13 protein-coding genes are annotated in these 19,276 nt (G+C 54.1%); 7 read left to right on the plus strand and 6 right to left on the minus strand.

Annotated features, from left to right (window positions below; genetic code table 11):
- Positions 1-2,278, minus strand: a 2,278-nt coding sequence (locus ABWV33_RS22240; RefSeq protein WP_353333920.1) for a beta strand repeat-containing protein, incomplete at its 3' end; no start/stop codon positions are given.
- A 1,021-nt stretch (positions 2,279-3,299) separates the two neighbouring features.
- Here ABWV33_RS22240 and ABWV33_RS22245 point away from each other — a divergent pair.
- Complete coding sequence (locus ABWV33_RS22245) at positions 3,300-5,390, plus strand: calcium-binding protein (protein ID WP_353333922.1); 2,091 nt, start codon at positions 3,300-3,302, stop codon at positions 5,388-5,390.
- 82 nt (positions 5,391-5,472) lie between these two features.
- Here ABWV33_RS22245 and ABWV33_RS22250 read toward each other — a convergent pair whose 3' ends face one another.
- Both ABWV33_RS22250 and ABWV33_RS22255 read right to left on the minus strand, forming a co-directional pair.
- Positions 5,473-6,135, minus strand: a complete 663-nt coding sequence (locus ABWV33_RS22250) for an ABC transporter ATP-binding protein (RefSeq protein WP_113824693.1) — start codon at positions 6,133-6,135, stop codon at positions 5,473-5,475.
- Positions 6,136-6,138: 3 nt separating this feature from the next.
- Complete coding sequence (locus ABWV33_RS22255; RefSeq protein WP_353333924.1) at positions 6,139-7,860, minus strand: KpsE/RkpR family capsule polysaccharide export protein; 1,722 nt, start codon at positions 7,858-7,860, stop codon at positions 6,139-6,141.
- 148 nt (positions 7,861-8,008) lie between these two features.
- Between ABWV33_RS22255 and ABWV33_RS22260 the strand changes: the two genes are divergently transcribed.
- The 4 genes from ABWV33_RS22260 to ABWV33_RS22275 all read left to right on the plus strand — a co-directional run bounded on the left by ABWV33_RS22260 (position 8,009) and on the right by ABWV33_RS22275 (position 14,019).
- A complete protein-coding gene (locus ABWV33_RS22260; protein WP_113824694.1) occupies positions 8,009-8,806 on the plus strand; it encodes an ABC transporter permease in 798 nt (265 codons plus the stop codon).
- Between the two features lie 20 nt (positions 8,807-8,826).
- Positions 8,827-9,972, plus strand: a complete 1,146-nt coding sequence (locus ABWV33_RS22265) for a rhamnan synthesis F family protein (RefSeq protein WP_353333926.1) — start codon at positions 8,827-8,829, stop codon at positions 9,970-9,972.
- Positions 9,973-9,993: 21 nt separating this feature from the next.
- On the plus strand, positions 9,994-11,034 hold the full coding sequence (locus ABWV33_RS22270) for a hypothetical protein (RefSeq protein ID WP_353333928.1): 1,041 nt from the start codon (positions 9,994-9,996) through the stop codon (positions 11,032-11,034).
- A gap of 198 nt (positions 11,035-11,232) precedes the next feature.
- Positions 11,233-14,019 (plus strand): calcium-binding protein, encoded by a 2,787-nt coding sequence (locus ABWV33_RS22275; RefSeq protein ID WP_353333930.1) that lies wholly within the window; start codon positions 11,233-11,235, stop codon positions 14,017-14,019.
- Between the two features lie 35 nt (positions 14,020-14,054).
- Here ABWV33_RS22275 and ABWV33_RS22280 read toward each other — a convergent pair whose 3' ends face one another.
- Genes ABWV33_RS22280 through ABWV33_RS22290 form a run of 3 tightly spaced genes read right to left on the minus strand, consistent with a single transcriptional unit; the run spans position 14,055 to position 16,056 of the window.
- The gene (locus ABWV33_RS22280; protein ID WP_113824698.1) at positions 14,055-14,348 is read right to left on the minus strand and encodes a hypothetical protein; all 294 of its coding nucleotides are present in this window, start codon (positions 14,346-14,348) and stop codon (positions 14,055-14,057) included.
- 3 nt (positions 14,349-14,351) lie between these two features.
- The gene (locus tag ABWV33_RS22285) at positions 14,352-14,663 is read right to left on the minus strand and encodes a hypothetical protein (RefSeq protein WP_353333932.1); all 312 of its coding nucleotides are present in this window, start codon (positions 14,661-14,663) and stop codon (positions 14,352-14,354) included.
- Positions 14,664-14,676: 13 nt separating this feature from the next.
- Positions 14,677-16,056 (minus strand): DUF2793 domain-containing protein, encoded by a 1,380-nt coding sequence (locus ABWV33_RS22290; protein ID WP_353333934.1) that lies wholly within the window; start codon positions 16,054-16,056, stop codon positions 14,677-14,679.
- A gap of 334 nt (positions 16,057-16,390) precedes the next feature.
- On the opposite strand from ABWV33_RS22290, the gene ABWV33_RS22295 reads away from it, so the two are divergent.
- Both ABWV33_RS22295 and ABWV33_RS22300 read left to right on the plus strand, forming a co-directional pair.
- Complete coding sequence (locus ABWV33_RS22295; protein WP_162930542.1) at positions 16,391-17,344, plus strand: glycosyltransferase family 2 protein; 954 nt, start codon at positions 16,391-16,393, stop codon at positions 17,342-17,344.
- Positions 17,345-17,701: 357 nt separating this feature from the next.
- The coding region (locus ABWV33_RS22300) for a cadherin-like domain-containing protein (RefSeq protein WP_353333936.1) at positions 17,702-19,276 on the plus strand (1,575 nt) is incomplete at its 3' end.

Below are 19,276 nucleotides of genomic sequence, written 5' to 3' on the forward strand. Positions count from 1 at the left end.
CCTTCAGGTACAGCGTACCATAAGTCCCTGTAATTGCAGCTTCATCCCCGGTGCCCCCGGTGAATGTCAGCGTGCCCTGTGTCCCGCCGGACGCGGCCCCTTCGACCACGGCCAACAGGGCCTGTTCGCCCTGATCATCATCAGCCCAGGTGCCGGAAACATCGCCAGACACTTCGTCAACGCCAGCCTCGTTCACGCCCACCTCGACCAGTCCCATGGCGTTGGTTTCCGTTGCCGAAATAACCGGCGCATCGTTGGTGCCATTGATGGTGATGGTAATATCGACCGTCGCATCTGCGTTGGCGACGCCGCTGTCGTCGGACACGGTGACCGTATAGACTTGTGTCAGGCTGTCCCCATCGCCGAGGAAATTGATGTCCGCATCCGAAACCGTAAAGGTGTAGCCGACCGTGTGAGCAGATTGATCCACTGCGCCAAGCGTCAAGCTACCAAGTGGAGACGCAACAGTGCCACCAGACCCGTCTGTGACTGTGGCGGATTGCATCGCACTGTGCAGATCGGTTGTATCGACATCCGAGAATGAAACGGTCCCATTGGTCGTGGTCAACAAGCTGCCTTCGGCGGGTGCTACCGCATTGTCCGCCAGTTCAGTGACACTGCGGGCATGATCGGGTGCGGTCGATGTAATCACAGGGGCATCGTTTGTGCCGGTGATTGTCACGGTAACGTCTTGCTCAACCGATGCCAGACTTGGGAGATCCGTGACAGTGATCGTATAGACCTGCACGATGGTCTCGCCGTCAGCCAGATTGTCGATGATCGTCCGCTCAGCTTGATCCGTAATATTCAGCGTGTACGTAACGGTACCTTGCCCGTTCACAGTACCCCCCGCCTGTCCAGCAAGGAACGTCCCCAGGAACGACGGTGTCCCGGTGACTGATTTGTTGCTGACGCCAGTAAAGTGCGTGTCGGTCACGTCGTCATCGCTAAAGTCGAACTGACCTGTAACAAGGATGGGATCGTTTTCATCACCCGCCAGATCTGTGCGCTCGGTGAAACTGGGCGTGAGGCCAAGCTGTTCTCCGCCCACAACCGGCGCATCATTTAGATCGTTCAGCGTGACAGTGAATGTGGTGGTGGTGTCATTGCCAGCTGCATCTGTGGTAACGATATCAACGGTGGTGCTGCTGACACCCATGGCAAGGTGATTTTCGTAATCAAAGAACGCAGGATCTTTGACGCGCAGCTCCCAAGCTGTACCCGTATCTACCAGATCATAGTTGTCCGCATCCCCGATATTGGCAAAGGAATATGTAAGTTCGGGCGCACTGCCCATATCGGTCCCGGCGAAAGTTGCCAAAACCGCGCCCGGCGCAGCGCCAGCATTGGGATCCGGGTATTCATTGATTGTCGCGGCAACAGTGGCCAGAGCAGCTGGGTCGGTTGTATCCAATGTGAACGTGAACTCTGTGGAAGGTCCGGCATTGCCCGCGACATCAACCTGACGCACATGGACCGTGTTGGACCCTGTGGTCGCCGTGGGCACCGTGATCCCCCAGCCGTCTATGCCATTGCTGGAATATTCAACCGTTGCTCCGGCTTCGATGCCTGTCACATTCAATGCAGGATTGTTGGTGATGAGATCCCCGTCTGTCCCTGTGTCATCCAACAGGGCGACAGTCGGAGCAGCAGGAGGGGTTGTATCCAATGTGAACGTGATCGAACTGGACGGGCCGGCATTGCCCGCAGCATCAACCTGACGCACATGGACCGTGTTGGACCCTGTGCTCGCTGCGGGCACCGTGGTCCCCCAGCCGTCTATGCCATTGCTGGAATATTCAACCGTTGCTCCAGCTTCGAGACCTGTCACATCCAACGCAGGATTGTTTGTGACGAGATCCCCGTCTGCCCCTGTGTCATCCAACAGCGCGACAGTCGGAGCAGCAGGCGCAACCGTATCAACCACAACAGGATTGCCATTGAACAAGGCGGGTACGGTATCACCACTCACGGTGGCGCCCATGCTATCCACAGCCTCGCCAATCGTAAATATCAGATTGCCCACAGGAAAAGCCACATCCTCAATCTGAAACTCGACGGTGTAGGTTGTCGCGGCCCCATCCCAGTCGGCAACTCCTGTCTCGACCAGCAAAGCGCCTACGTTGCTGGTGATCAAAGGCGGCGTGGCAAGGGGGTCCATTGTGCCGCTATACGAGATTTCCAATGTGACGGTTGTGACTGGGCTCGTGATATCCGCCGTGTTGATCACATCGTCGGAGAAAACGATCGAGGCAATAGTAATAGTCGAAGCTGGCATGTTAAATTCCTACTTTTTGCAGTGCCGGGCGAGGGGCACCAGCGAAAATATTGAATGGAGTGTGGGGCCGGGCCGTGCGGCGCATTGCGCGGGCTCCGGGCGCGCGCTCGAGGGCGCAAACGGACGGGGCGAACACAGAAAACGCCGCAAATACTGCAGCGTTTTCCCACCCGAGGGCGGTTCGAAACTGGGTCTTGAAAAGGGCGGAAAACATATCCGCGAATTCTCGGCAGATTTTTCGCAATTCACAAAAAAGATATGAAAAAAACGCGTTCAGGCGTTTCATCAAGGTTTGGTTTCTTTGTTCCATGTGCACCCGCCATCTTCAGTGAATGCTGAAAGAGACAAAAACCAACCATCCGACAACCGCCAAAGGCGTTCGGCTTTCCGCGGCTCGCGCGGCGGCATATATTACCCATTCACAGGAAACGGGGAATATGATTGAATTTTAGATAGTCAGTTCGATAGGTTTATTTCCGCAGTTCATCTGCCGCGCCTCTGAGACGCCAACCTGAATAAAGGTCAGTCTGCCACAAAGTGGTGTTTTACCTAAGGAAAACAACCTTATCAGGCCACATTCCTACTCGCTTGAAACCGATACTCACGTGAATACCACCCCGAACTGAATATTCCCCCTTCACCACTCCAAAAAAACAAATAACTTTCAAAGAAAGTAGTTTCTCCACTCAACAGGGCAAAGCAACTTACGTCAATAGATTTTGTTTAAAATACGCCCAATATTATTTGAAAATCCTAACTCACAACACTTGAGCATCAATGATTTTCTCTATTTTTAACAAGGGGCTCACTGAGATTTTTCATTTCCCGAACTTCGCATCTGCACATTTGATTGCATTTATCGCAATTAATTCTACCTAGGGTGGTGGAATGGATAAAGTGACCCTAAAATCCCAATTAAAAACACCTGCATTCATTCTAATTTGAATCGTGATCTTGTCCGCTTGTTTACTGCAAGCCGCCCAAATTCTCAGAGCCGTTTTTCGGCTTGGGAGTGGTACAAATGGGCAAAGTGGGGTGGACTGTTCGCGCAGTCAACGTTGAGAGCGGTGTGTTTTCACCAGACTACCTTGATACCTTAGAGCAACTGGTTCTTACTGCCGCTCGGGATTGGGGGCAGTATCTGTATTCTGATCACGGGGTCTCGTTCGAGATTGAGTTGAATATTACTGATTTGCCAAACGCTACGCTGGCGACGGCAGGGACGTCTTTTGTCAACACGGGCAATCATAATGGGGCCTATCAGGTTGCACAGCCACTTACCTTGTTTGAACTGAACAGTGGCGTGGATCTAAATGGGGCGTTGCGTGATATTGTCATCAATTTCGATGCCCAGGCTCTGGCAAACGCATATATCGAGGCAGACCTGACAACCAGATCAAGCACCGTGCCGTCCTATCAGTTTGACCTGTACAGCATCGTTCTCCATGAACTTGCGCATGGTTTGGGAATCCTGTCTTTTCGAGATGGCGCGGACAAGATCTCCGGATTGTTCGGAACAACCTTTGACGCGTTGATCGACCATAGTTCAGGCGCGGCTCCTACTTTTGCGGGCACGCATGCACAGCGCCTGAATGGCGGCAATCCCATCCAGCTTGTTGCCGGCAATGCCAGTCATATTGATATTCTGCATGGTTCAGCGGAGTCCCAAATCCTGAATTCAGTGTCGCTCTTGTCTGAAAGCATACGTCCAGGACAACGGCTGCATATTTCAGCTTTGGAGCTGGCCATTCTGCAGGATCTGGGCGCGCGGGTTCAGGCATCCACAAGTGGCGACGACTACATCGTTGGTTTCAATCGGTTGGAGATTGAAAATGTTGAGATGCCCGATGACCCAGAGGCATTATCGGCCAGTTTTCAGAGCATCTTAGAGGGTCGCGACGATCTTGTGGGGGAAACGGGAAATGATACGCTGATCGGCTTGGGTGGAAACGATCACATCCTTGGAGGTCGCGGTCATGATGTTCTGATCGGTGGTGCTGGTTCAGATGAACTGGATGGCGGTGATGGAATCGACGTTGCACATTATGCCTCAGCACCCGCCAAAGTGCATTTGGACCTTCGCTTATCTCGTGGAACCTTTGGTGACGCGCGCGGGGACACTTTCATCGCAATTGAAAATATCTTGGGCACTGATTTTGATGATTACGTTTATGGGGACAACGCTAAAAACAAAATCGAAGGCGGGGACGGCACAGATCGGCTCCGGGGTCACAATGGCAACGACACACTGATTGGCGGTGCTGGCGCGGATGATCTGCACGGCGGTTCGGGTCGGGATTGGGCCGATTACGCAAATGCTTCCACCTCTGTGTCGATCAACCTACGCACAGGCAAAGGCCTGACTGGAGAGGCAAAAGGGGACACATTTATCTCAATAGAAAACCTGACTGGCAGCGATTTCCATGATCTCCTTATCGGATCTAAAGTATCCAACAGAATCATCGGAGGAGCTGGGAATGATACCGTGGTCGGCGGGGTCGGTGGTGATTTCTTAGATGGGGGCTCTGGAGTTGACCTTGCGAGTTACGCAACGGCGGATACGAGGGTCAATCTGGATTTAAGGTTCGGCAAAGGTAGTGCTGGCGAAGCGTCACGGGATACTTTTGTTTCCATAGAAAATATCACAGGCTCAGCGTTCAACGACTATGTTTATGGTGACGATAAAAACAACTTGATCCGCGGAGGGCAGGGCGATGATCGTCTACGCGGGCACAACGGGATGGACACGCTATTGGGTGGCGAAGGTCACGACGATTTATACGGTGGGTCTGGCGCGGATACATTTGTTTTCGACACAGCATTGGATGCAGAGACCAATGTCGACTCCATTCGCAGATATTCCCCAGGCTACGATCGCATCGCTCTCGACCGCACGATCTTTGTTGAGTTAGAGGTGGGGGGGCTGCAAGATATCAACTTCACAGCCAATGCCACGGGTCTTGCCCAAGACCTAAGTGACAGGATTATTTTTAACACAACGACTGGCGCTCTCCTGTACGATCCGGATGGGACGGCATCTCTGGGCGCAATACATTTTGCCACAATATCAACCGGAATCGACATAAGCCCTTTGGATATTTGGGTGTTCTAGCGCCCATCCGGCAGCGATAATTAATCTAATAATGTGGATTATGTATAATTATTGCTCGTTCAAACGTACTGCTACCGCTTGTTTAACGCACCAGCATGTTTCGTTCATGCCGGTTAATGGCCTCTTCCACGTCATCAAAAAACTGAAGCCGCCCGTTTTCCAATACCGCACCTGCATCACAGACTCGCCGAATAGATGGCATCGAGTGCGAGACAAACAGAGCACCACTGCTTTGCAGTCGGTTCATGAACAGCGCTTCGCTTTTTCGTTTAAACGCCGCATCTCCCACTGCAGTCACCTCATCGACGAGGTAAACGTCGAAATGAATGCCCATCGAGCAGGCAAACCCCAGCCGTGATCGCATACCCGAGGAGTAGGTGCGCACCGGTTGATGAAAATGCGCTCCAAGCTCGGCGAAATCGGCAACAAAATCCAACAATTCGCGGGTCTCCACCCCATAGACCCGAGCTAGAAACTTAGCGTTCTGTGCACCCGTTAAGTCGCGATGGAAACTGCCTTGAAATCCGACAGGCCAAGACACGCTGCCCTGGGAAACGATCTCTCCTGAATCTGGTTGAATGGCCCCAGCAATCATCTGGAGGAGGCTGGATTTACCGGTTCCATTGCGCCCAAGCAGTGCAATAGAGCGCCCTTGGGGGATATCCAGCGTGATGTTATGCGCAATAGTCTTGCTCGCCCCTTGCAGGCGAAAGGTTTTGCAGACGTTCTCCAGATGTACGCTCATGGTTTAGCGGCGGTCTTTCAGGCTGTAATAAACCAAAGTCACAATAGACCAGATCCCAAACAGAATGATCAAAGTCAGGGCCAGCAGGATTTCACGTTGCGGATAGAGTGGGGTTTCGGCAAGAGTCGGGCGCACATAAGCCGCCAGATAACGGCTTTGGCGACGGGCCTCTGCAACCGCGGTGTCATAGGCCAGCAATGCAGACAAATAGGTCTTCTCAGCAAACTCGCGATCTACAAGCAGGCTCTCGTATTCACCGACCAGATCGGCAAACACGCGGGTGTCGCCCTCGCCACTGACCCCCAGTTTGCGCCGCTCTTCACTGATGCGCTTGCGGATCACTTCGACCTTGAGCCGGGCCTGTTCCAGTCGTGGGTCATTGGTCCGCGCAGTTTCACGCAACAGATCCTGCTCAATCAAGGTTTCGGCCATCTGCGCCTGCAATGAATTCAACAAGCCCATCTGCCCTTGAATGTCGGCGCCGGGATCCACGATCTGGGTCTCGTTGCGGAACAAGGTCATGGCCTGGCGCGCTTCTTTCAACCGCACGACGGCCTGATCCAATTCTTCTTTGGCATAGCGAGTCAGGTCGGCCCGGGCGATGGCCGACAATTCGTTGATCATAGCGCTGGAGCGGCGGAAAATGGCTGCGGCGATGTTTTGGGAATCTTGCGCCGAGAACGAACGAGTTTCGACCTCAATCAGACCAGTACCCGGATCATAAACAATACGCACCATCCGCAACCAGTAATCCACCAACTCTTCGATGGTGGCATCTGGTTTCAGGCTAAAGATCGGGTCATTTTCCGGCTTAGTGTACAACTTTTGCAGATCCAGTTCGGTGTCCACCGCCTGAACCAATTCCTGACTCTGAATGAAGTGATAGAGGATATCCGTATCCGATGAACTGGCGCCAGAGATATTGGTCAACCCGCCCAACATCTCAAATCCCGATCCGGTTTCTTCTTTGCGCACAGTAAATCCGACCTTGGACGCATATTGATCATTGGCATAGCCGTAGAGGTAATACCCCGAAATCGCAGTGGGGAGGATCACCGCAAAAATAAAACTGAACAGCATGAGCCAGTGCCGGGCTTGCATACTGGCCGGGCGTGCAGCTGGTGCCACTTCGACGACGGAAGCAACGGCGGATGCGGCTTGCGGCTGTTTGCGAAGGGTGGACATATTTGCATCCGCTTGACCTTCAGCAGCCAGATCGTCGGTGATGTCACGCAGTTCCACATCAGTGATCTCGAACCAGCGATTTGCCCCCGAAGAACGTGCAATGATCCGAAGTTGGAAAGTGCTGATGTCGATGTCCCCCAGTTCGAGAACATCGCTTACCTCTGTAAAGGACGCGGTGATCTGACTATTGGCCTGAGGGTGGAATTCAAGGTCGGCGTCAGCAGTTCGGCTGGCGATTTGATAAAAGAGGCGGATGCCGGAATGGCTGCCGCGCGCTTTAAAGCTGACTTCATATTTACGGTTTTTCTGCCCGGGGGCCGGAATAGCCTTGCTGTAAAGCCCTCCATTACCTTTGGAATCAAAGTTGACCCGCAGCGCGGTGTCGGAATCGGTGTCTGATTGCTCATGCGTCTTGATCGAAAGCTTGGCTCCGAGGCTGGCCACCCACTGAGATCTGTCGACGCACTTGGAGTCGGCAATCAAGTTACCGTTCGACTCCGGCCCTGTACCGGTCTGAGGCTCTCTGGCGGTCTCTGCCATCTCTCCAGAAGACGATGGCTGAAGAATTTTTACAGATGACGATGTGTCAGCCACGTGTATTCCGATCTTTCAATTGTCTATTAAAATCTTTACCTTGCTTTACCGGCAGAGACCAACTTAATCCAGTTTTATTGAAAGCCTACAAACCATGGCATTTCCCACAGCCCAGGCACCCAAGTCCCGCCGTTTCCGAACTTTCAGGTCAGTTTCGGCTCTGATGTTGCGCGAGATGGTATCCTCTTACGGCACGTCGCCGGGCGGCTATGCGTGGGCTATTCTTGAACCCGTTGCAGGAATCGCTCTGCTGAGCGCAGTGTTCAGCCTGATCTTGCGCGCGCCCAGTCTGGGGACTAATTTTCCCTATTTTTATGCCACTGGGCTGCTCCCTTTCCTGTTTTACATGACGATCAGCAATTTGTTGGCCGCCTCTATCCGCTATTCGAAACCATTTCTGGCCTATCCGGCCGTGACCTTCATGGATGCGCTACTCGCCCGGTTTTTCTTAAATGCATTGACCCACTTTTTGGTGATGGTCATCGTGATGACTGGCATCATTGTGCTCTACCAGCTCAATCCGATCTTGGATTGGTCAGCGATCATGCTGGCTGTGGCCATGTTGGTTTCACTGACGCTTGGGGTTGGATTGTTGAATTGCTATCTGTCGACCCGTTTTACGCTTTGGGCACGACTTTGGGCGGTGGCAAACCGGCCGATGTTCATTCTGGCGGGAATCTTCTTTATTCCCGAAAACGTGCCAGAACGGTTCCGGGAATACTTTATGCTGAACCCCCTCGCACATATCACCAGCCAGATGCGCAAAGGGTTCTTTGCCACCTATGATGCGGTTTATGTCAGTCCGCTTTACGTCTTTATGATCTCAATCATTCTGGCAATCTTTGGACTGCTGTTGCTGATCCGGTATCACAAAGACATCGCATTACTGTAAGCGGACCAGAGGAGGCGCGCGTGAGGAGGCACCCCATCTTCCGACGGATGCAAACGCTGTGGCGCTTTGTTTGGCCTGCCCAAGATGAGCGCCGCTATGCACGTATGTTGCGATCCAGCCCGCAGTTCGACCCAGCTTTTTACATCGCATCCAACCCGCGCCTGCGCTGGCTGTTCCGCCGTGCACCCGAACGTCATTATGTGCTCTTCGGCGAGGCCCTGGGGCTAAGCCCAAACCCGCATTTCGCTCCGCGGGCCTATCTGTTTCATAATCCGGATCTGATGGCACGCGGTGTGCGTCCATTGCAGCACTACATCGAAATCGGCAAGCAGGAGGCGCGCCAGGTGCTGGTGTCGCCCGATCAGCGGGGGTATGACGGCCCTCCGTTACCCGCGATTGGCGCGACGGATGCACCCAACCCACGCGCTCCGGTGGCTGTGGTGGTGCATCTCTACTATCACGAGATGTGGCCCGAGTTTGCCACTGCATTGCGCCGCCAACACTTTGATTTTGATCTTTATGTCACCCTGACTGGGTCTGAAACTGATTGCGCGCCTGTACGCCAAGAAATCGAGGCCACGTTTCCCCGAGCGCAGGTTTGGGCATTGCCCAATCATGGGCGCGATATCCTGCCATTTGTCCATCTGATTAACGCTGGTCTGCTGACGCCTTATCGCGCAGTTTGCAAGCTGCACAGTAAGAAATCGCCCCATCTTGCAGATGGAGATGCCTGGCGTCAGACCCTGTTGGCCGGGGTTCTGGGTGATCCTGATCAAACTCAGGTTCGGTTACAGACCTTTCTGGATCAGACACAGTTAGGGATCTGGACTGCGGATCATCAGCTGTATCAGGGCGACATCTGGTGGGGACCAAATCAACCCCGAGCCGAGACATTGTTGGATCGGATCGGGCAGCGCAATTGGGGGGCAAACCTCGCTTTTCCGGCGGGGTCAATTTATTGGATAAAACCAGCGCTGCTGACCCAAATCCAAGCGCTGAAGCTGACGGCACAAGATTTCGAACCAGAACAGGCCTTAGTAGATGGCACCACCGCTCACGCGATGGAACGGGTACTGGGATGTCTGGCTATCGCAACCGGATTGGGCATTCGTGAAACACATCAGCTGGATGCAGAACTTGCACCCAGACCAGAAACCCAGAGCTGAGCAGGGACAGAGATCACGACCATGGCCAGAGTTGTCCTTCACATCGGAACCTACAAAACCGGCACAACCTATCTGCAAACCCTGTGCCACTTGAACCGGGCCCAACTGGCACAAGCTGGAGTGATTTATCCACCCTGTGGCGATGGCTATGCGCAACATGGATTGGCGGCTCTGTGGTTGGATGTGCCCGATGCCGTGGCAAGCGCCCAACAAGCAGGAGGCGCGCAAGCTCTGTGGCAGACCCTCACGGATCGCTATGCCCGAGCACCGGGTACGCTATTTCTCTCATCCGAGCTGTTTTCCCATTGGGGCCGCAGCCGGATTGATCTGGCCGATCTGGCCAGCCGCCTGTCCGCCTTTGAAGACATCTGCCTGGTTTATTCCCTGCGGCAACAGGCTGATCTTGCGCAGTCGATCTGGCTGCAAGCCGCTAAATTCAAGTCACCACGCCCCATTCACCGGTTCGTGCGAAAGGCTTTTGAGCGGCGCCAGATTGAGGATGTTCGGCTGGACCATGCCAGTGTCCACGAAACGTTATTGGGCCACTTCTCTCCCAGTCAAATCAAACTGGTCGATTATCATCAGGCAAGCCGTTCCCCCGGGGGGATCGGGCAGACATTTCTAGATCTTTTGGATGCTGGGCTGGATGTGTCACAATTAACCCCGCCCCCCCCCGAGAGTGTCAACACATCACCAGCCCCCCTAACCTATTGGGTGGCCACACAGATCACCCGTGGTCAACAGCAGCCCTCTGAGAAACTAATCCGTCTTGTCCACCAAGCCTTGGGATTAGAACAGGGCCAACCCACCAGTCTGTTGGCACGTTATGAATATCAGAAATTCCAAAGCCGTTTTGGCCCCGGAAATGCAGCCTTGGTCGCCCGAGTACAGAGCACGCAGTCAGGATTTTCCTTTGCCGAAGGCAGCGTCCCCAAAGACATGATGTTCCGGGATGACGTTACTCAAGCACATTGGGCCGAAATCGCAGCATTGCTCTATAATGAACGCGCCCAGGAGGTTTCGTTTCTGGAACGCTTACGCAAGCGTTGGCGACTGGGTTGAGCAGATCCTGAGCCGTTGTCGAGGGTCATATGTCTTAACCCACTTTAATAGAATGCAACCAGTATGCCTTGCTTTCGCCGCTTTCGGCAAAGGGCGCGTTAATCTCTTTTAACAATTCTACAGCTGTGCGTGGGAGCACAGTAGTGGGACTGTGAAATGGGAATTTTGTCGTTCGTCCAGACCATCTGGACTGCAAATATGCCAATCTTGAGTCAAGTATCGCGATTAGCTGTACCCGGGGGGGATACACTGCGACTTCTGGTTCATGATCCGGCAACTGAAACGCGGGCTGAATGGAATCTCAGCCCCGCAATATTATCGCCAGACGGAGCGCAGGTTGAAAACACTGGGCGCAGCAGTACGCAGGTCAACATTACAGTCGATGGGATCACCCATGGGCTGGACAAAACCACGATCCAGCACCTGATCGGGAGCGAAACCAGTGCGCATGCGTATCTGGATGAAAGCGGGTTTGTGGGGGATCTGATGGTCCTGCATCAACAGACCGCCTTTGGGAAAAGTTATTTGTTTGCGGCCCGTTCAACAGGCTCTGGAATTGGAATCTATGAATTAAACGAAGATGATGTCCCAACACTGATTTCAACGCGGGGCGACAGCAGATCAACCTATCTCAAAGGAGTATCTGACATGGCCGGTGTCACCTTGGGTGGCAAGCCGTTTGTGGTGGCTATTTCGGCTTTGGACAATGGGGTGAGCTTGCTGGAACTCCGCTCTAACGGTCAACTGCAAGCTCGGGATAGTTTCGGGATTGATGAACTGTTGCCAGTTGACCGCCCGAGCGCGCTTGAGGTGGTGGAATTGGGCGGGCAGACCTTTGCCTTGATCACCTCGTTTGGCAGTTCCTCTCTGACCGTTATCGAATTATTAGCCGCCGGTGAGATGCGCTTTATTGATCAGGCCATCGACACTCTTGAAACGCGTTTTTCTGGGGCTTCTGCGCTGGACACGATCACATTGGATGGTCAAGTGTTTGTGGCGGTGGCAGGCAATGATGGCGGGGTGAGTCTATTTCAACTTCTACCTAATGGGCGGCTGGTGCTTCTGGATACTCAGATCGATGGCATTTTGACCGCTTTGGACGGGGTGCGCCAATTGCAATTCGCTCAGGTAGGGGATCAAATCGAGCTCTTCGCACTCTCAGCTGGGGACGCCGGATTAACTCGGTTGCATCTGGATCTTGGTCCAATCGGAGTCACCGCAACCCGTAGTACCGGCACGGATGGACGGGATATCCTGACTGCCCCAGAGGGGGACGGGCAAGTTCAGGCCGGGGCAGGTGATGATATCTTGATTGACGGTGGCGGCCGCGATTCCTTGCGCGGAGGATCCGGGGCTGATCTGTTTGTTCTGAGACCCGATGAACAAGGCGATATCATCCGGGATTTCAATGTGACCGAAGACCGGATTGACCTGTCCAGTTTTACTGCGCTGAGCGGGCTGAGTGACATTTCAGTCAGCACCTCTGCTACGGGGGCCGTGCTGCGGTGGGACAAGGAGGTCTTGACCGTGCACAGTCACAACGGGGCACGGTTGAGCGCTGCAGATTTGGAGGAACGGCTACTGTTTAACGACAGTCATGTCGTGATCCCCGAGCGCCTGCCTCAAATCGGAAGCCCGGAGAGTGACACATTTATCTGGACAGAAGGAGAGGATTCCATCGACGGGGCGGGTGGTGTTGATACCATGACCTATGCCGCCGCAACTCAAAGTGTGACTGTCGACCTGCTGGACAGCAGCAAGAATACCGGAGATGCGGCGGGCGATGAACTGAGCAATATAGAGTCGCTTGTCGGCTCGCACTATGGGGACTCGCTCAGTGGGGATGACAACGGCAACACCCTGAACGGCGGCCCGGGCAATGACTTGCTTCGAGGACGCGGAGGCTATGACTGGATCATTCCAGGCGAGGGGCAAGACACCATAAACGGGGGATCAGGCCGGGATATGGTGAGCTTTGTCGATTTACCGGACCGACTAGGACGCACCAATGTGCAATACTTGCTAGAACTGGATCTTGCTGCGGGCACAGCCAGCACATCGCCGGAAAACACCTATGAGCTGGTCAATATTGAGCGGGTCACCGGAACCATTTTCGCAGACCGCATGAAGGGCAGTGACGGGGATGATCAGCTGCGTGGGCTGGGGGATTATGATTGGTTTACCGCCACCTCGGGGCAGGACACATTGGATGGCGGCACTGGAAAAGACATGGTGTCTTATGTGGAATGGATGGGATCAGGGGCGGCAATTGTCGGGTCCGTCTTTGGGTCTGGCGCACCACCGGGGTCCAGTTCAGTCGCCGGGGTGGTGGTGGATCTAGACAACACGAACAACAACACCCGTCTGGCCGCAGGACATACCTACATCAGTATCGAGCGGATCACAGGGTCCAGCTGGCAAGATGTCTTTTTCGGTGATGGCGAGTCGAATGATTTCCGAGGTCTGGGCGGCTATGACTGGTTTGTCGGCTCGACCGGGGGGCGTGAACGCTACTTTGGTGGCGCCGGAATAGATACCGTGACCTATTACCGTTCCAGCGCTGGCATCTCGGCTTCACTAAGCAATGGTGCCACCGTAAAAGGAGCTGAAACCGGACGCGGCATCACCGGGGATGCCGCACGGGATCTTTATTTCGAAATCGAGAACCTGATCGGCTCACACTTTGATGACCGACTGGGCGGCAATTCCGGACGCAATCAACTGTCCGGTCTTGACGGTGATGATTTTCTGTTCGGCTACGGTGGGATAGATCAGTTAAAGGGCGGCGCGGGCAACGACACGATCGATGGTGGTGATGGATCAGACTATGCCCTGTTTAATGGGGATTACGCCGATTACACCCTGACGCGTACAAGCGCGACAACCGTGACCGCCACGGGTCCTGATGGCACCGACAGTTTGATTGATGTAGAGTATTTTCGCTTCAACGATCAGGATGTCAGGATTTGGGATCTGTCTCTCTAGAATGTGCAGACCGGGTTGCCCCGGCCTGCCAAGCCTTAGAACCGCGAGGCCAGCTCGACCACTTGAGCGGGTGGATCCGGCCAGTCACCACTCACACAGGCAGTGCGCATCGCATCAATCCAGGCCAACCCAGCGCGATAAACCTCCATCTGCTCTGCATTGAACAGTCCCGCACTGGCGGCCGAAGCCAAATTGATCTGGGCAATCTCATCACAGACCGCAAAAATCCGCGTCCGACAATCTATCTTACGGGCATCTAGCTGTTGTTTCTGCTGTTCCACCAGCTTGTCTTCAGCGGTAATGATCCGCGATACATTGATATTACTCATGGTTCAGACCTCTCTGTCATCAAGGGTGTAGGGCGGCAACAGGATCGGGCCATTCAATGCCTCGATCGGCGCGGGAAACAGGGTCTCTTCCCCCGCATTTGCCCCATGCGGTAAGATCAAGGTCAATTGAATCACCCCATCGACCCGCACGACATCTGAGGCCAGCCAATCACAAGAAACCGCATCCTGCGGCAAGGTGCTCCCTTCGCTCAGCGGGGAAAAATCAAAGGTCTCGCCATTGATGGTCAAAACATCATCGGCTTTGCTCAACTCAAGCCGGTCTTCCCGGCGCATGGGGGTAAATGAGATATGCATGAATGGTGTCTCCTTAAATCCAACGACCAATGGCAATCAGGGATACTCCGGCCGTAGTCCCCACGCCGTCTTTGTCCCACACCCGGATAGTGGCATCCTGATAACTCGAGGACAGCCCAGTCACTGAGCGGTCCACAGCAACGCTGGTGGACGTTCCAATAACCGTCACAGTCCCCTGCCCGCCCAGAAAGGCTGCCGGAAAGTTCCAAGTGGCCGAGCCCGGTCCGATCGACCAGTTACGACGCCAGCAAATCTGGGTGCCATCAGCATAGCGGGTATAGTAGCCATTGGCGTTGGAGCCATGTTCAAAGGCGGCTCCTGTTGGCACGCTGCCAGTACCCGCAACAGTGCCAACCAGATTGCCGGTATCAATCGCGCGACGCCAGTTCCCTACCGTGCCGCCCTGTTGTGTGACCCACCACAGCGCCGCATCCTGGGCGTTGTCCTGCGGCACCGCCAAGGCTACGGCCTGACCCGCCTGTCTAGCTGATTTGAGCACATGCCAATCCCCGTCAGAAGGCATATCCGATGCCCCTGAACTGGCACTTGGGCGGGCAAAATAAAAACCGGTTTTGTTGGCATCAGCAAACAGATCACCATTCAGGTCCGGCAGCGCGCTCCCTAGACCAAAGCTCCCGACCTTTAGTACACGGCCAGAAGTAGTATCCTGTGCATCGGTCTGCACCGCATTACCAGTCAGTGGTACATCCAGTTGCAGAGCACTGTCCGTCAGACGTGCCTTAACGCCCGAAGACGGAGCCAGAGCAATCTCTTCATTCACGGGATCCACCCGCAGGCTCTCGGTCCAAGTGCTGCCGTTTGCACTCGTTTTAACGGTAAAGGCAGTATCACCGGCCAACCCCATTTCGGCATGCCCGGTCCAGTTCGACTGAAATAGCAGGCTAGCGGTGTCTCCGACGGCGGCCTTATTGACCTTAAGTTGGTGCCCTGCCCCGGCGTGGGAAAACAGGCTTGCCTCGGATGCAATTGCCAATCTGTTGGTCGCATCCGCCGTCGTAGCGATCCCAACCTGTGCTACATTTTGCAACGTATCCGTTTCTGGTTGCCAAGCACCACCTGTGAAAACATAGGCGCGCTGCGACCCGAGATCGTAGGTGCGCCAACCGTTCTGGGGCTCAATAAATTGCCAACCGGATCCCGTCCACAAGGCTAACTTGCCCTCCTGCCCAGCCCAGGCTGCCGTCGGCGCAGCCCCCAACGCATGGACATCTCCCGCTGCGGGATCGCCAGGCGGCGTTTCTGCAGCCATCGCTAAAACGGTCAACTGCACCAGCATATCCAACTGTTGCAGTGCTTCGTTGTGAGTGACGTGTTTCTGGGCCTGAGACGGTTGCAAATATGGCAACCCCAGTCGCGGTGACGTATCGGGCATGGGTGCATCCTATGTCGGTGAACTAGCGCAAGACTATGCTCAAAGAGGTCCAATATAAGTTGAACGGTGCGCACGGTGCCTGGCCAGATCATGCAACACTTGCAACCGAAGCAATAATCAAGCATTTGAAACTGACACGTCAGAGTTCCTAGGCTAATTTGGATTACCTGATCATCCCAGAAATGGCTCTGAAACAGAGAATGGCCCAACACTTGGGCAAATCACCCGAGGCAATCACCGGATCGTCAAAACGGCTATGGATTTTACCAACCGCTTTGACGATAAATAGCACAGCCTTGTTCACGATGAACTGAATTCCGATCGCATGCCTAAAATGGAACTGAAACCTAATACACACCAGAAAACGTCAGAGGTTTGTATCTTTCTGGCGCTGTATCAGGGGGCTCCCTATCTACAGGCGCAACTGGACAGCTTTGCAGCCCAAACTCATAAATCCTGGTCTCTTATTGTCTCTGATGACGGTTCCACGGATGATGGCCTGGACATCCTGCGAAGGTTTCAGGCCCAACACCCACATCGGCAGGTCCACTGCCGTGCAGGGCCACAGCAGGGGTTTGTGCGCAACTTTCTCTCCCTGATTCAGGCGGCGCCCGACGACTTGGCATTTGCAGCGCTATCCGATCAAGATGACATCTGGTTCCCTAATAAGCTGGAGCGCGCGGTGCGGTTGTTATCCGACTTCCCAGAAACACAACCCGTACTCTATTGCGCGAGCACCGTAATCTGCAACCAACAACTATCGCCGATTGGTCGTTCACCGGATTTCCCGCGGGCGCCGGGTTTCAACAACGCTCTGGTCCAATCCATTGGCGGCGGCAACACCATGGTGCTGAACCGGGCGGCTTTGGATTTGGCCCGCACCGCGGTCGAGGAAGCCACCGATCCCGTGGCGCATGATTGGTGGCTCTATCAACTGATCACCGGCTGTGGTGGTCATGTGATCCACGACCCCGCGCCGGTTTTGTCGTATCGTCAGCATTCCGGCAACCTGATCGGTGCCAACCTGTCGTTGCGCGCCAAACTGATGCGATTTACGGCCCTGCTCGGGGGGCGGTTCCAACGCTGGAATGAGATCGGCCTGACTGCCTTGCAAGGATCCATGCACCGCTTTACCCCGCAGGCCCAGACCACGTTGACCCACTACAAGGCGGCCCGCACTGGCCCGGTCTGGCATCGGCTTCGGTCTTTGAAAGCATCGCAGGTCTATCGTCAAAGCGTTCTGGGAACGATCGCGCTCTACCTCGCGTGCCTGTTCAACCGCATTTGAAAATGCTCTGCCCCCTGTTGCACAGGGCTTATTTTAGCACAAACATGCGGGGCAAACGGATGATTTCAGCCCACTTCAATACCGCTCTTTTTGTGGATAAATTCAGGACTTATGTGACCTAAGTCACAGGTTTGACGGGCGTCCTCCGGTAAGGTTCCACTCAAAATTATCCGTGGCACCAAGTGCCGCACAGAATGCCAAAGCACGCAGAAAACCCGCAAAATCAGTAAGTTTACATCTCAACCGTCACAAAAGAAGTGACAGCGCGCGCTTTAGTATTAAGCTGCCTAAAATATGAGCAATTAATTATTTATGCACCTAGATTAGGTTCGTAAGGAATTCAGGAGATTACCCGTCATGGCCACAACACTTAACAAGGGCGACATCGCCGTTATTCAGTTCAATTCGGACACTCCTGTCGGTGCGGACCTCGAAGGCGATGGCTTTACATTCGTGCTCTTGGCAGATGTCGATGCGACAACCAGCATCAATTTCACCGACGCGGGCTTTAATACAGCGGGAGTCATTATCAATGATACTGCCGTTCATGAGGGAACAAGAACTTGGACCTCTGGCCAGGCATTATCTGCTGGAACAGTTGTCAGGATCTATGATGGTGTCCCGTCTGATGCCAGTCACGGGCATCAGACGGCATCGGTCGGAACTGTAACGTCTACGGGTCCCAACTCTGGGCTAGCAAGTTCGGGTGATCAGATATTTGTTTACCAAGGTGCCGTCGCTTCAACAGGGCAATCCCCAAATTTGTTGTTTGGATTGAATTTCGGCGATGCAGATAATGCCGCAAATCCTTTGTTGGCAAACGGTTGGCACACTAATCCACCAGTTCACAACGGGATTACTAATGACAACAACGAGTCACAACTGCCGTCATCCCTGATCGGGTATGAAGTCGGGTTCACGCCCGAGGTTGACAACGGGTATTACAACGGTACGACAACGGGCACCCCAGCGAGTGTTCTGGCCGCAATCATGACCGAAAGTAACTGGGTTACTTCAAATAGTTCACCGACGACCAATCCCCCTAAAGCTTATAGTAACTTCAGCGTCGCCGCCCCAAGTGCCACACCAACTCTGGACACAAACACAGGGTCGACGGTCGCTGAAGACGGCCATGACATTGTTACAACATCCGAGTTGGAAACCAACGATACGGATACGGCCGATTCAAACCTGACCTATACGCTGGATTCAACTGTTACCAACGGCACGCTTTATCTGGATAACGACGGGTCAAACACGTTCAACGCAGGCGATACCACCCTGCTGGCGGCCAGCACCTTTACCCAGCAGAACATTGCCGACGGCGACCTGCAATATAAACACAATGGCGGTGAAACGGTATCAGACAGTTTTCAGTTTGATCTGTCAGACGGCCCCAACCAAATCGTCAACCAGACGTTTAATTTCACGGTGACACCGGTGAATGATGCTGCGGTGATCACCGGATATGGCGGCGATGTTTCGGCTTTTAACGAGCTCTTTGGCGGACCTGTGGCCATTGAATCCGGCGGCGACGTGGTTGTAACAGATTCCGATGACGCAAATTTCAACGGTGGCACACTGACCGTGTCATTCACCGGGGGCCTGAGCGAAGATCAATTGTCGATCAACAATGGTGGTGCAACAGGCATCGGTGTTGCGGGTGGCGGCGTCTTTTTTAACAGTGTCCAGTTCGGGACAGTTGCTGGCGGCACAAATGGATCAAACCTTGTCGTCACCTTCACTACGGCCACTGCGACTCCTAGTGTTATCGCTGATTTGGTTGAAGCATTGCGCTATGACAACTCCGACGCTGACAACCCGACGGGTGGTGCCCGCACGATCAATATTGTGCTGAATGATGGCAGCGACAATTCCTCGAGTGTAGCGGCCACCGTGAATGTCACTGCCGTCAACGACGCCCCGTCCGTG

This window comes from Phaeobacter sp. NW0010-22 (genome assembly GCF_040365955.1).
Lineage (GTDB): Bacteria > Pseudomonadota > Alphaproteobacteria > Rhodobacterales > Rhodobacteraceae > OMPR01.

Coding starts and splice junctions, on each gene's coding strand:
- ABWV33_RS22245 (WP_353333922.1), top strand. CDS start 3,300: ATGGGCAAAGTGGGGTGGACTGTTCGCGCAGTCAACGTTGAGAGCGGT.
- ABWV33_RS22250 (WP_113824693.1), bottom strand. CDS start 6,135: ATGAGCGTACATCTGGAGAACGTCTGCAAAACCTTTCGCCTGCAAGGG.
- ABWV33_RS22255 (WP_353333924.1), bottom strand. CDS start 7,860: ATGGCAGAGACCGCCAGAGAGCCTCAGACCGGTACAGGGCCGGAGTCG.
- ABWV33_RS22260 (WP_113824694.1), top strand. CDS start 8,009: ATGGCATTTCCCACAGCCCAGGCACCCAAGTCCCGCCGTTTCCGAACT.
- ABWV33_RS22270 (WP_353333928.1), top strand. CDS start 9,994: ATGGCCAGAGTTGTCCTTCACATCGGAACCTACAAAACCGGCACAACC.
- ABWV33_RS22275 (WP_353333930.1), top strand. CDS start 11,233: ATGCCAATCTTGAGTCAAGTATCGCGATTAGCTGTACCCGGGGGGGAT.
- ABWV33_RS22280 (WP_113824698.1), bottom strand. CDS start 14,348: ATGAGTAATATCAATGTATCGCGGATCATTACCGCTGAAGACAAGCTG.
- ABWV33_RS22285 (WP_353333932.1), bottom strand. CDS start 14,663: ATGCATATCTCATTTACCCCCATGCGCCGGGAAGACCGGCTTGAGTTG.
- ABWV33_RS22290 (WP_353333934.1), bottom strand. CDS start 16,056: ATGCCCGATACGTCACCGCGACTGGGGTTGCCATATTTGCAACCGTCT.
- ABWV33_RS22295 (WP_162930542.1), top strand. CDS start 16,391: ATGGAACTGAAACCTAATACACACCAGAAAACGTCAGAGGTTTGTATC.